This is a genomic window from Achromobacter sp. ACRQX (genome assembly GCF_022346505.1).
In the GTDB taxonomy this organism is placed as follows: Bacteria; Pseudomonadota; Gammaproteobacteria; order Burkholderiales; family Burkholderiaceae_B; genus Achromobacter; species Achromobacter animicus.
Genome location: NZ_JAKRML010000017.1, coordinates 1 through 13,104, shown reverse-complemented (window position 1 = coordinate 13,104; position 13,104 = coordinate 1). Strand labels below are relative to the sequence as shown.

The 13,104-nt window shown below is 64.7% G+C and carries 6 protein-coding genes; 3 read left to right on the top strand and 3 right to left on the bottom strand.

The window, feature by feature from the left end; genetic code table 11:
• Positions 1–170: 170 nt before the first annotated feature.
• From MHZ91_RS16295 to MHZ91_RS16285, 3 genes are read left to right on the top strand one after another with little or no spacing between them, the layout of a single operon-like run.
• On the top strand, positions 171–1,553 hold the full coding sequence (locus MHZ91_RS16295; RefSeq protein WP_175125007.1) for a bifunctional diguanylate cyclase/phosphodiesterase: 1,383 nt from the start codon (positions 171–173) through the stop codon (positions 1,551–1,553).
• 36 nt (positions 1,554–1,589) lie between these two features.
• Positions 1,590–2,660: a chorismate synthase gene (aroC, locus tag MHZ91_RS16290; protein WP_239214589.1), complete on the top strand. Its 1,071-nt coding sequence runs from the start codon at positions 1,590–1,592 to the stop codon at positions 2,658–2,660.
• Between the two features lie 37 nt (positions 2,661–2,697).
• Positions 2,698–3,537 carry a M48 family metallopeptidase gene (locus MHZ91_RS16285; protein WP_175125005.1) on the top strand — a complete coding sequence of 280 codons (840 nt, stop codon included), beginning with the start codon at positions 2,698–2,700 and terminating at the stop codon, positions 3,535–3,537.
• 130 nt (positions 3,538–3,667) lie between these two features.
• Here the strand turns inward: MHZ91_RS16285 and MHZ91_RS16280 are convergent, their stop codons facing one another.
• The 3 genes from MHZ91_RS16280 to MHZ91_RS28385 form a co-directional block, all read right to left on the bottom strand.
• Positions 3,668–5,629, bottom strand: a complete 1,962-nt coding sequence (locus MHZ91_RS16280) for a LapD/MoxY N-terminal periplasmic domain-containing protein (protein ID WP_239214588.1) — start codon at positions 5,627–5,629, stop codon at positions 3,668–3,670.
• A gap of 17 nt (positions 5,630–5,646) precedes the next feature.
• Complete coding sequence (locus MHZ91_RS16275; protein ID WP_239214586.1) at positions 5,647–6,330, bottom strand: transglutaminase-like cysteine peptidase; 684 nt, start codon at positions 6,328–6,330, stop codon at positions 5,647–5,649.
• Between the two features lie 103 nt (positions 6,331–6,433).
• Positions 6,434–13,084: a type I secretion C-terminal target domain-containing protein gene (locus tag MHZ91_RS28385; RefSeq protein WP_370647828.1), complete on the bottom strand. Its 6,651-nt coding sequence runs from the start codon at positions 13,082–13,084 to the stop codon at positions 6,434–6,436.
• Between the last annotated feature and the right edge of the window lie 20 nt (positions 13,085–13,104).

The following is a 13,104-nucleotide window of genomic DNA, read 5'->3' as shown; positions in this document are numbered from 1 at the left end:
CCATGACCGCTGCGAGCAACATAGGATCCGAAGAAAGTCAGGAGAAGGAGGCGCGTTGCCTCCGAAATGTGGCGTTTTTTTGCGAAAACAATGCATAATTTAAAATATGTTACAGCCCCCGGGCCCGTGATCGGGCCGCAACGCCGGGGGCGTTTGGATAGGGGGGCTCCGTGCGTGAGAGTTACCTGCTCGCACTGTGCCTGACGCTCGCGGGCGCACTTGCAGCGATCAGTCTGCTGTTCTTCCGCCGGGACCGCGCGCTGCGCCGCCGCCTGACGCGGGATGAACTGACCGGCCTCCTCAGCCAACAGGAGTTGCATCGTCGCGTGCGTACCTGGCTGGGCCAACCCCAGGGTACGACGCGCCGCGGCGCCTTTTTTCTCGTCAGTTTCGAACACTACGCGCAGATCAGCGCCATGCTGCGCGCCGGCGAAGACCAGGCATTGCTGGTGCAGGTGGCCGATCGCATCAGCCTGGTCGCACGCGCGCTCGGTGGGATGGCCGCGCGCTCCGGGGCCGATTCGTTCACGGTCTGTGTCCCCGGCGTGGACGAGGAGGGGGCTGCCCAGGTGTCCGCCAAGCTGCTGGCCGACCTGAGCGCGCCTTATGAACTGGGCGCCCGTCCCCTGATTGCCGTCTTCCGGATTGGCGCGGCGCTGTATCCCGCCCACGGCCGCAGTGTCGAGGAGTTGCAACGCTGCGTGCAGGTGGCGATGGTGCCCCTCAAGGACCGCGGCGGCGAGGGCTGGAATCTCTTCGATTTCCGGCTGCTGGCGCGGCAGCGGGATCAGCAGGGCCTGGAAAATGACCTGAGGCTGGCGCTGACGACACCGGCCATGGAGCAGTTTGAACTCTATTACCAGCCGGTCTGCGACAGCGCGACCGGCGTGGTGCAGGGGTGCGAGGCGCTGCTGCGCTGGCATCACCCCGTGCTGGGCAGCGTGTCGCCCGCCGTGACAATCGAATTGGCCGAGCGCAGCGGACTGATCGTGCCGCTGGGCGCCTGGATCCTGGAGCGCGCCTGCACGCAGGCGGCGCTCTGGCCGTCGGCGTGGCGCGTCCACGTGAACCTGTCGGTCAAGCAGATGAACGAAGACGGGTTGGTCCAGCTTGTATCGGACGTGCTGGCGGCCGCCCGGCTGTCGCCGCGCAAGCTGGTGCTGGAGATCACCGAATCCATCTTCATCCTGCACTACGAGCGGCACGTGAAGATCCTGAACACGCTGCGCGACATGGGCATCGGGGTAGCGCTGGATGACTTTGGTTGCGGCTATTCCAGCCTGAACCATCTGCGCCATCTGCCCATCGACTGGGTCAAGATTGACCGCAGCTTCATTTCAGCCCTGGAATCGGACGCCGGCAGCCGCGAGGTGGTCTCTGCGCTGTTCGGCTTGTGCCAGGCCATGCACCTGCCGGTCGTGGCCGAAGGCGTCGAAACCGAAGGGCAGCGCGAAATCCTGAAGTCGTTGGGATGCCGCGTGATGCAGGGCTTTCTGCTGGGGCGGCCGGCTCCCGCCGCTGAAATCCAGGCTTTGGCCGCGGCGGTGTCATAATCGGGGTTGCTTGCAAACCCGACCTGTTGACTCCTTATGCCCGGCAATACCCTAGGTACTCTTTTTACCGTCACGAATTTCGGCGAATCCCACGGGCCGGCCATCGGTTGCGTCGTGGACGGCTGTCCTCCGGGACTGGCCCTGGACGCATCCGATATCCAGTACGAACTGGATCGCCGCCGCCCGGGCACCTCGCGCCACGTGACGCAGCGCCAGGAAGCCGACCAGGTCGAGATCCTGTCCGGCGTCTATAACGGGGTCACCACCGGCACGCCCATCGGACTGCTGATCCGCAATACTGACGCGCGCAGCAAGGACTACTCCAACATCGAGGACACCTTCCGTCCGGGCCACGCCGACTTCGCCTACTGGCGCAAATTTGGCGTGCGCGACCCGCGCGGCGGCGGACGTTCCTCGGCCCGGCTGACGGCGCCCACCGTGGCGGCCGGCGCCATCGCCAAGAAGTGGCTGGCCGAGCAATACGGCGTCAAGGTGCGCGGCTACATGAGCCAGCTGGGGCCTGTCGCCATCCCGTTCGTTTCGTGGGACGAAGTGCCCAACAATCCCTTCTATGCCCCCAACGCCGACGTCGTCCCCGAACTGGAAGCCTATATGGACCAGTTGCGCCGGGACGGCGATTCCATCGGCGCGCGCATCGAAGTCGTGGCAGAGAACCTGCCGGCAGGCTGGGGCGAACCCATCTACGACCGCCTGGACGCCGACATCGCCCACGTCATGATGGGCCTGAATGCGGTCAAGGGCGTTTCCATTGGTGCGGGCTTCGACTGCATCACACAGCGCGGCTCGGAACATGGCGACGAGATCACGCCGGACGGCTTCCTGAGCAACCACGCCGGCGGCGTGCTGGGCGGCATTTCGACCGGCCAGCCCATTACCGTGTCGCTCGCGATCAAACCCACGTCGAGCATCCGCGTCGAGCGCCGCTCGGTCAACCGCGCCAACGAGCCGGTGATGGTGCAAACATTGGGCCGCCACGACCCGTGCGTGGGCATCCGCGCCACGCCCATCGCCGAGGCCATGCTGGCGCTCGTGCTGATCGATCACGCATTGCGCCATCGCGGTCAGTGCGGCGCGGCGCCGGTCTGATACGTTTTCCCGTAGTTGAATTGGCTTGGAGGCCGACATGAAACAGAAGCGTCATTTTCTGCGCAATGCCGGGGCCGTGCTGTCGCTGGCCGTGCTGGCCGGTTGCACCAGCATGAACACCACGCAGTCAGGCGCCGTGGGCGTTGACCGCAAGCAATACATGTCCACGATGGTGCCGGCGCAGGCGCTGGAACAGGAAGCAAACCAGCAGTACGCCGACATCCTGCAGGAGGCCAAGTCCAAGGGCCTGCTGGATCGCGACGCCAAGCAAGTGGCGCGCGTGCGCGAGATCTCGCAGCGCCTGATCGCGCAGGCCGGCGTTTTCCGTCCCGATGCAGCCAACTGGAAATGGGAAGTCCACGTGCTGTCCAGTGACGAGGTCAACGCCTGGTGCATGCCCGGCGGCAAGATCGCCGTCTACACCGGCCTGATTTCGCAGATCAAACCGACCGACGATGAGCTGGCCGCGGTGCTGGGCCACGAAATCGCCCACGCGCTGCGCGAACATGCGCGCGAGCGCGTGTCCCAGCAGATGGCGACCAATCTGGGCTTGCAGGTGTTGTCCATTGCCACGGGATCCAAGGCGGCGTCGGACCTGGGCGGTGAGTTGACCAGCGTGATGTTCACTTTGCCCAACAGCCGCACGCACGAGACCGAGGCGGACCGGATGGGCGTGGAACTGGCGGCCAGGGCGGGCTACGACCCGCGTGCTGCCGTGACGCTGTGGCAGAAGATGGGCGCGGCCAGCCAAGGCAGTGCCCCGCCCGAGATCTTGTCGACCCACCCGTCGGCCGCCTCGCGCATCAGTGATCTGCAATCGGCTTCGCAGAAAGTGATGCCGCTTTACGAACAGTCCAAGGGTCAGGCCGCGCGTTAAGACGGCAAGGCGTTACGCTGACGACGCGGCCCGCGCGGCAATGCCTGCGCGGGCCGTTTTGCATGGTCCTTGCCTGGCGGTGGGGCCTGTCTGATCCCCCAACCGCAGGTCCTTGCGGTATTCCTTCGACTTACAAGGCGCTCGCCGTCTTGACGCCCTGGCCGCGCATGATCTCGATGCCCAGGCCGTGCAGAATGCGCTGCGTCTCCGCGTCCGGCACGTCTTCCGCGTAAACCGCAATTCCCAGCGAACGGGCCGTTTCCAGCACCGATGCCGTCAACTGCTGGCTACCCGGGCTTTGCGACATTCCGCCCACGAACCCCCCGCCCAATTTCACGTAGGACAACGGCAGCGTGTGCAGTTGCGCCACCGCGCCAAATTGCTGCGCCAGGCGTCGCACGCCGATGTGTGCGCCAAATTCCGCTGCGACCCGCGCAAAGGCGGTGATCTGCTCGTGGCATTCCACCAGCCCGTGCGCGTCGATTTCCACGTACAGACGGCGCGCCAGCGGACGGTTTTCGGTCAGCAGCAGTGCAAGCTGGCGCAGGAACTTCTGGCCGCGCAAAGAGGGCAGCGCCACGCGCACGGCAAGTTCGCCCGAATGGCTGGCCAGCCATTCCAGGCCAAGCCGCACGGATTCCAGATCGCATTCCGCCACCAAGTCCAGCCGCACGGCCGGCGGGATGAAGAGCGTGGCGGGGATCGGTTCCTGGTCGGGCGCGGTGCGCAGCATCAGCATGGCTTCGGTGCGCACGGTGCGCCCATCCAGCGCCAGCAAGGGTTCGGTGGACAGTTCGAACTGCCGGTTCTCCAACGCCGTCTGAATGGCGTCCTTCCAGGCGCGTTCGCCTGCTTCCGACGGCGACTGCATGTCGGTGGCGCCCGCGATCACGACCTGGTCGTTGCCCGCGCTTTCGGCGCGCATCAGGCCAAAGTCCAGGCGGGCCAGCACGGCGCCGGCCTGGCTGCCGTGGCCGTAATCGGTCATGGCCTGCGCCCACCGGCAAAGATGGCCCTCACCAACCGGAATGCGCGAGGCATGCAGATCCGCGCGCACCTGCTCGGCCACCATCATGGCCTGCGGCGCCGCGCAGCCGGGCAGCAGCAGCGCAAAGTCCGACCCATTCAGCCGCGCCAGCATGGGGGCGGCGACGTGCATGCGTTTGAGCGTGCCCTGGATGCGTTCGCACGCGGTGCGCAGCCACTGGTCGATGAATTCGCGCGGCATGTGGCGGTTCAGGTCGGCCAGATCGCGCTGGCGGAACACCAGCACGTGCCCGCCGTCGATCCGCGACGTTCCCGCCGCGGGCCGGGTTTCCAGCGCACGGCGGAACTCGTTGACGAAGTATTTGCGGTTGGGCAGGCCGGTGACCGGGTCCTGGTTCAGCTCCAGTTCCAGCGACTCGATCTTTGCGTTCTGTTCCTCGACGCTGGCATGGATGCGTTCGCGCGTCTGGTTCAGCGCCTGCACCACCCCGGACAACTCCGGCACGCGCGCCTCGACCTGTTCGCCCGGCGCGTCGCGGCCGATGCCGCGGACGTGGTCGCTGATCTCGCGCAGCAGACGGTTCTTGATCCACCCGACCAGCACGAAGGCGAACATGGCCCACAGGATGCCCGCGCCCACGACCAGCGCGATCATCTTCAGGCTGCTGCGCCACAAGGCTTCCCAGGCGTAGGCGTCGTTGGCGATCAGGGTGACTTCGCCGATCTGCCGCCAGCCGTCGCTGACCGCGTGGCTGGCCGCCTGGCTGTCCAGCGGCGCCAGCGCCTGAAACCATGCCGGCACGGACGCGGCGGTGGCGGTCGACTTGCGTTCGATCAGGACCTTGCCGTCGGGATCCGTCAGGCGCACCAGCGAGAAGTGCCCGCCGTCGTAAAGCGCCGAGACCAGCAGTTCCTGCACGACCGGATCATTGTTCGCCGGTTGCGACAGGGACAGGGCCAGGGAGACGGCCGCGTCGGTGCTTTGCACCTGAAGCTGGCCCGACAGATATTCACGCGCCGAATTGACGCTGAGCGCCAGCGTTCCCAGCAAAATCACGCTGATGGCGAGGGTCACACTGAGCAGTAGCTGACGAAGTATGGACATAGTCTTGTTTCCGGACATCAGGGGCGGATGCCTTCCCGTTCCATGCGTTGAAGTAGGTCGCGCCAGCGGCTAAGGCGGTCGACGGGCGCGGCCGCCTTGCCGTCCACGTAGACGCCGTCGGCGTTGAAACTGAAAACCGGCGTCAGGTCGCGCCGCTGCGTGGCCGGCAGGATGGTTGAGATCAGGCTGTCCAGCACCAGCGGGACGGCATTCGGGGTTTCGTAATAGCCCAGCACCATGTGGGCCACCTGGCTGCTGCTGGCCGCGCCGCCGATGCGGGCGCGTACATAGATGAAGCGCAGCTTGTTGGCCGGCACGCCCATCGAGAGCAGGGTGAAATACTTGCCGATGACGTAGTCTTCGCAATCGCCGGCGCCTTTGCCTAGCGACTCCAGCGGCGTGGCCCAGTAATCGGCTTGCTTCCAGATGATGGAATCCTCGCCGGAGAGCAGGGCGCGGTTCCAGAAGTCGTTGGCGACGGTGAGACGGTCGCGGTCGATTGCGGGGGCAGGGCTACGCAGCAGTTGCAGCCAGTTCGATACGGACTTTGCGCCCTTGGCGCCATAGCGGCTAGCCGACAGGCTTTGCAGCCTGTCGGTGTTGATCTCCAGCGCCGAGCTGCCGCTCCACCCGCAAGCCAGGCATAGCAGCGCCACACGGCACAGAGTCAGCGCGCTACGGTAACGGCGGGTTAAGGGCATGAAACGGATTTTCACATTTTTTCGGGCCTCTTAGACGGGCCCTTGAAAAAATGCGTCGTTCGGGAACGGAGGGCCGGAGCCGGCCCTCCCGTCAGGTCGATGATCAATGATGATCGACGTTCAGCTTCCCCTTCTGCAGCAGGTCGTTGATGATGGCCTGGTTGCTGACGGCCTGACCGTGGGCGTCATGGGTGAGATCGACACCCTCCAGCACGATCTTCTGATCGGCACCCTGGCCGATCTGGCCCTTGGTGTTGATCTCGAGAATCGTATTGTTGGCGTTGGCCGGATCCTGCTTGAAGTTGAGATAGTTGGACAGGTTGCCGTCCTTCTCGCCCACGAGCAGGTCCTTCAGGTCCAGCACATCGCCGCCGTCCGCGGGTTTGGCCAGGGAGAAGTCCTTGATCCGGTCCACGGCAGGGTTGGACGTCGTGCCCTGATCGTTGAACTCCCAGCGGAACGTATCCGAACCGTCGCCACCGATCAGGGTGTCGTTGCCCTTGCCGCCGACCAGCACGTCGTTGCCTTTGCCGCCGTTGAGCGTATCGTTGCCATCGCCCGCAAGCAGGATCTCGCTCTTGTCGGTGCCCAGCAGACTGCTGCCCGATTGATACGCCACCGATACATTGGCGCTATCGCTAAGGCCGTCGGCCGTGTGGATGGTGTAGGAAGAGTTGGCCACATTATCCGTAACGGCAGACGCGCGGGTGTAGTCGACCGTCATCGTGAGCATGTAGTGTTCTTCTCCCGTGCCGCCCGGCAACCATCCGTTGTCGTCGATGTTGAGCATACGGATTTCGTAGGTGCCGCCCGTCGTGGGAGCGATGGAATCGCCGCTACTGAGCTCGGTGTAGTCATCCGAGCTCCCTGCCAAGCGATATCCCATCCGGACCCAATTGGGTTGCAGGTTGTGATTCAGCGTCAGAACCTCTCCGGCCAAAAGGGCAAAGGTGATCAAATCCTGGTCATTGCTGCGGGCGGCGCCGACGCTAGCGAGATAACCGTCCACCTTGATCTGAGCACGATTCTGACCAACCTGGGCCAGTTCGGCGCGGTTGACCGTCAGGAACTTGTTCGCGTTGTTGGTGCTGCTGGTGCCGTCAAACCCAAGCGTCTTGACCGACGAGGCAGCAAAGTCAGCTCCCTTTTCCTTCCAGCCCGTATTCACCGTCAGCGGTCCCACCGTCAATGCGCCCGTGCCGCGCACGTCGTTGGCAAGCAGCGATCCGGCCTGAACCGTCAATTGCGAGCTCAGGATGTTGGTGATCACCGTGTCGTTCACGGCATCCGGGTTTTGATGGACCGGCGCCGTGACCGTCAGCGTGAGGCTGGCGCTTGCCGTATCGCCGTCGCCATCCCTGACCGTGTACTGGACGGTGTCGGTGCCGGCGGTTTGCGGCTGGTAGCGGTAATCGCCCAGGTTTTCACCTGCCAGATCGATCGTGAACTTGCCGTGCGACGTCGTCACCGTCAGTTCGGACTTGGCCGAATCGAAGGTGAAGGTCGCGCCGGCGCTGGCCGTAACCTTGTTGGTCGCAACGTCGTAGTTGTACGTCTTGCCGTCGATCACCAGTTGCGTGATGCGCGCACCGGCCAGGTCGGCGCCCAGCGTGCCGCCCGCCGCGATGTCGCCGACGATCGGCGGCGCGATGGTGTCCGAAATCGCCGTATCCAGACCGTTCAGGTCCTTCACGATGATCGTGTTGCTGTCCTGCGGCTTGCTGGGGTTGTAGGACACCGGATCGATGTACGTGCCGGTGGCGCTGGTGCCCAGGCCGATGCCGTACGAATTGATCTGGTTGTCCGTGAGGAACTTTTCCCAAGTCGCTTGCTGCGAACTGCCCACGGCACCGTTCACCGGATCTCCATCGGTGAAGAAGTAGGAAATGTTCTGAACATTGGCGCCTTCCAGCTTGCCCGTGCCCGAATTGTTCCACGCGGCCATCGCGGTGTTCAGTGCTGCCTGGTAGTTGGTGCCACCGTCGTAGCCCAAGCCGTTGACGAGCGCCTTGGCCTCGGCCAGCGACATCCAGCCGCCTCCCTTCTGGCTTGCGCTGGAGCTGAACTCCACAATCAGGACGCGCACGTCGCCGGATTCGCCATATTGGTCGAGCAGCTTGCCGACCGAGGACTTCAGCACCTCCAGACGCGAGAGCTCGCGTTTGCCGCTGTAGACGCCGCTGCCGAAGTTCATGCTGCCGGACGTATCCAGCGTCAGCATGATGTTGGTGCCGCGTGACGACAGCGCGGCGCCGTCGGCGATCGGAACCAGCGTCGGCGCCGTGTCGGTGACCAACACGCCCAGGTCGCCCGTGGCCTTGCCGCCGAACTTGTCTTCGACCGTGACGGTGAAGTGGTCCTGGACGTTGGTGTCGTCGCCGGTGTGTTGCTGCGCGCCGCTGGTCTGGTACGTGTAGGTCACCTTGCCGGTGGCCGCGTCGTAGCCGGTGAGCGTCAGCGTGCCCTTGCTGGTGGTCAGCGTGAGCGGGTTGCTCGACAGGCCCGCCAGGCGGTCCAACGTCAGCGTGGCATCGGCGTTGCCCGTGCCGTCGATCGAGATCGACTTCAGTCCGGCTGCCGCCGTGATCACGAAGGACCCGCTACCGGTGGCCTGCGCTTCGGACACGCTCAGGACGCCAGGGGCGCCGGCGTTGGTGTCTTCGATCGTCAGGGTCGGTCCCGTCGGCTCGACACCACCGACCTGGAATTGGCCGTTGGCATAGTCGCCGTCCGCGTCCGTCACCTGGTACGTGAAGTCGATCAGCTTGTTGGCCGTGCCGTTCATGGGCTGGTACTGATAGAACTCCCACTTGCCGGTGGCCGGTGTCAGACGGATCTCGAACACCAGATTGCCCGATGCATCCAGACCCTGGATCAAGTTGCCGTTCGAAGCCACATTGGTCTTGATTGCGCCGCCATCACGCGTCGTCAGGCCGCTTTCCACGCCCGTCAGCTTCAGCGTGCCGGGGCCGTCAGCGCCGTACGCAAACTGCAGGTTGCCGTCGGCGTAGGCAATGGCATGGACGTCCTGGCTGCCCAGGAACGTCACGCCCGTGACCGTGAAGTCGCTGTTGTCGCTGGACGAATTCTTGTGGTTGTCCGTGGCGGACACCACAATCGTGTCGAAACCGCCTTCCTCGACCCGGAAGTTCGCCGCGTAGTCGCCGCCGCTCTTGTCGGAGGTGAAAGTGCGTTCGGCGATCAACACGCCATCGCGATAGAAACGTGCAACGCCGCTTTCCACTTCGCCACCGTACATGGCGGCAAAGTCGATGGTTGCGCCGTAGGCGATCTTTCCGCCGGTGAGGCGGATCGTCAGTTCTTCCGACGCGCCTTTGCCGTTCAGTTCGCGGTAGTCCACCTCGTTCGCAATGTTGTGATACGGGGAACCCGTGCTCGCCACACCCAGCCCAGCGGTGCTCTGGTTGACCTTGGCGTCGATGAGCGTCAGGTCGTTGCTCGAGGTGAATCCCTTGGCCGAGACTTCCACCGCGCCGTTGCCGAACGTGAACTTCCATTGGCTGTCGCTGCTGGAGCTGCCCGCAAACGACACCTTGCCGGTGTAGACGTCCGGAATGCCGGCGGATTCGACGTTGACGGGCGCGTTCTGCTGCACGACAGGCGAATCGTCTTCGATCGTCACGTTCAGGTTGGTAGTGACCGGTGCATTGACGCCGTCAGCAACCTTGACGGTCACGGACAGGCTGACCGTGTCTTCCCGCGTCGTGTCAGGATGGTCCACCGGTGCCAACATCTGCACCGTGTAGGCGCCAGCGTTGTCGATCTTGATGATGATCGCGTCGGTGGAGCCGGCGCGGCCGGTCAGGGTATGACCATTGTCGGACAGGGTCCAAACAATGGGTACGCCGTCGGAGACGAGGCTGCCATTGGCCGGCGCCACCAGCGTGATTGTGTAGGCAGCTCCGCTGTTGTCGTCGGAGATGCTCAACTGGCCATTGGCCTTCGCCGAGTCGGTCGTGTCGGACGTGCCATTGCCGTCCTTGATGCCACCGGTCAAGCCTTCCTCGGACACCGCGACGGATGCGTTGCCAACGACAGGCGGCTTGTTGATATCCACGATGGCAGCGTTGCCGCTGTCCGAGATGCCGGCCGGCAGGGCCGTGCCGCTTGCGGTCTGACCGGAGAGCGTGGCGTTCAGAACCATGCTCTCGGTGCCTTCGTAGACGCCGTCGGCGGTCGTGGGCACTTTGACCACAATGCCACCAGTGGTGCCGGACGGAACCTTGACGCTGTACGAACCGTCCGCGTTGGCCGTTACCGCCACGGACACGCCGCCGATCGTCACGACGGGCTTGCCGTAGTCGGCTGCGGTGACCTGGCCTCCCAACGTGAAGGTTAGGGTGGTTTCGGCATCGACCGGCTTGCTCAGGGCGACGTTGAAGCTCGCCGTATTGCCTTCCGTCACATTGCCCGCGTCGGAGACATTGAGCGACGGCACGTCGGCGCCCGGACCGCGGTCGTCAACGATGACGGCGCTGCCCGAGTCGGTGATGTTGCCCGGCAGGGCGACACCGCTGGCGGTGTTGCCCGAGAGCGTGGCGTCCAGCGTTAGCTGTTCGCGGCCTTCGAAGACCGAGTCGTCGGTGGTCGGAACCGTGACGACGATGCCGCCGGTCGTGCCAGCCGGCACGGTGATGCTGTAGGAGCCATCAGCGTTGGTCGTGACCGCGACGGTCTTGCCACTGATGGTGACGGTGGGCGTGCCGATGTCGCCGCTTTCGATCTCGCCACCGAGCTTGAAGGTGAGCTTGGTGTCGGCATCGACGGCCTTGGTCAGGGCCACGTTGAAGACGGCGTTGCTGCCTTCGTTGACGTTGCCGGGATCCGAGACGGTCAGGGCCGGGATATCGGCACCCGGACCGCGGTCGTCAACGATGACGGCGCTGCCGGAGTCGGTGATGTTGCCCGGCAGCGCGACGCCGCTGGCGGTGTTGCCCGAGAGCGTGGCGTCCAGCGTCAGCTGTTCACGGCCTTCGAACACCGAGTCGTCGGTGGTCGGAACCGTGACGACGATGCCGCCCGTGGTGCCAGCCGGCACGGTGATGCTGAAGGTGCCATCGGCGTTGGCCGTGACGGTGGCAGTCTTGCCGCCGATCGTGACGGTGGGCGTGCCGATGTCACCGGTTTCGATCTCGCCACCCAGCTTGAAGGTCAGCTTGGTGTCGGCGTCAACCGCCTTGGACAGCGCGACATTGAAGACGGCGTTGCCGCCCTCATTCACCTCGCCCGCATCCGAGACGGTCAGGGCCGGCACATCGGCGCCCGGGTTCGGGTTGGACGGATCGGTGCTGTTGGTATCGACAATCGTGGCGCTGCCCGAATCGGTGATATTGCCCGGCAGCGCGACGCCGCTGGCGGAGTTGCCCGAGAGCGTGGCGTCCAGCGTCAGTTGTTCACGGCCTTCGAAGACGGCGTCGTCGGTGGTCGGAACGGTAACTACGATGCCACCGGTCGTGCCAGCCGGCACGGTGACGCTGAAGGAGCCATCGGCGTTGGCCGTGACGGTGACGGCCTTGCCGCCGATCATGACCGTGGGAATGCCCACGTCGCCGGCTTCGATCTGACCGCCCAGCGTGAACGTCAGGGTGGTATTGGCATCGACCGGCTTGGTCAGCGCGACATTGAAGACGGCGCTGCTGCCTTCGTTGACATCGCCCGCATCAGAAACGGTGAGGGCGGGCACGTCGGCGCCCGGACCGCGGTCATCCACAATGACGGCGCTGCCGGAGTCAGTGATGTTGCCAGGCAGGGCGACACCGCTGGCGGAATTGCCCGAGAGCGTGGCGTCCAGCGTCAGCTGTTCACGGCCTTCGAACACCGAGTCGTCGGTGGTCGGGACGGTGACAACGATGCCGCCGGTCGTGCCAGCAGGCACCGTGATGCTGAAGGAGCCATCGGTATTGGCCGTGACGGTGGCAGGTTTGCCGCCGATCATGACGGTGGGAACACCCACGTCGCCGGCTTCGATCTGACCACCGAGCTTGAAGGTGAGCGTAGTGTCGGCATCGACGGCCTTGGTCAGGGCCACGTTGAAGACGGCGTTGCTGCCTTCATTGACGTCGCCTGCGTCCGAGACAGTCAGGGCCGGGACATCGGCGCCCGGGTTCGGGTTGGACGGATCGGTGCTTTCGGTATCGACAATCGTCGCGCTGCCGGAATCGGTGATGTTCCCCGGCAGGGCGACACCGCTGGCGGTATTGCCGGTCAGCGTGGCGTCCAGCGTCAGTTGTTCACGGCCTTCGAAGACCGAGTCATCGGTGGTCGGGACCGTGACGACGATGCCGCCCGTCGTGCCAGCAGGCACGGTGACGCTGAAAGTGCCATCGGCGTTGGCCGTGACCGTGGCGGGCTTGCCGCCGATCATGACGGTGGGCGCACCCACATCGCCGGTTTCGATTTCGCCACCCAGCTTGAAGGTGAGCGTGGTGTCAGCGTCGACGGCCTTGGTCAGCGCGACATTGAAGACGGCATTGCTGCCTTCGTTGACGTCGCCGGCATCCGAGACGGTGAGCGCAGGCACATCGGCGCCCGGGTTCGGGTTGGACGGATCGGTGCTTTCGGTATCGACGATCGTGGCGCTGCCGAAGTCGGTAATGTTGCCAGGCAAGGCGACGCCGCTGGCGGAGTTGCCCGTCAGCGTGGCGTCCAGCGTCAGTTGTTCACGGCCTTCGAAGACCGAGTCATCGGTGGTCGGGACCGTGACGACGATGCCGCCCGTCGTGCCAGCAGGCACGGTGACGCTGAAAGTGCCAT

Coding starts and splice junctions, on each gene's coding strand:
- aroC (WP_239214589.1), top strand. CDS start 1,590: ATGCCCGGCAATACCCTAGGTACTCTTTTTACCGTCACGAATTTCGGC.
- MHZ91_RS16285 (WP_175125005.1), top strand. CDS start 2,698: ATGAAACAGAAGCGTCATTTTCTGCGCAATGCCGGGGCCGTGCTGTCG.
- MHZ91_RS16280 (WP_239214588.1), bottom strand. CDS start 5,629: ATGTCCATACTTCGTCAGCTACTGCTCAGTGTGACCCTCGCCATCAGC.
- MHZ91_RS16275 (WP_239214586.1), bottom strand. CDS start 6,330: ATGCCCTTAACCCGCCGTTACCGTAGCGCGCTGACTCTGTGCCGTGTG.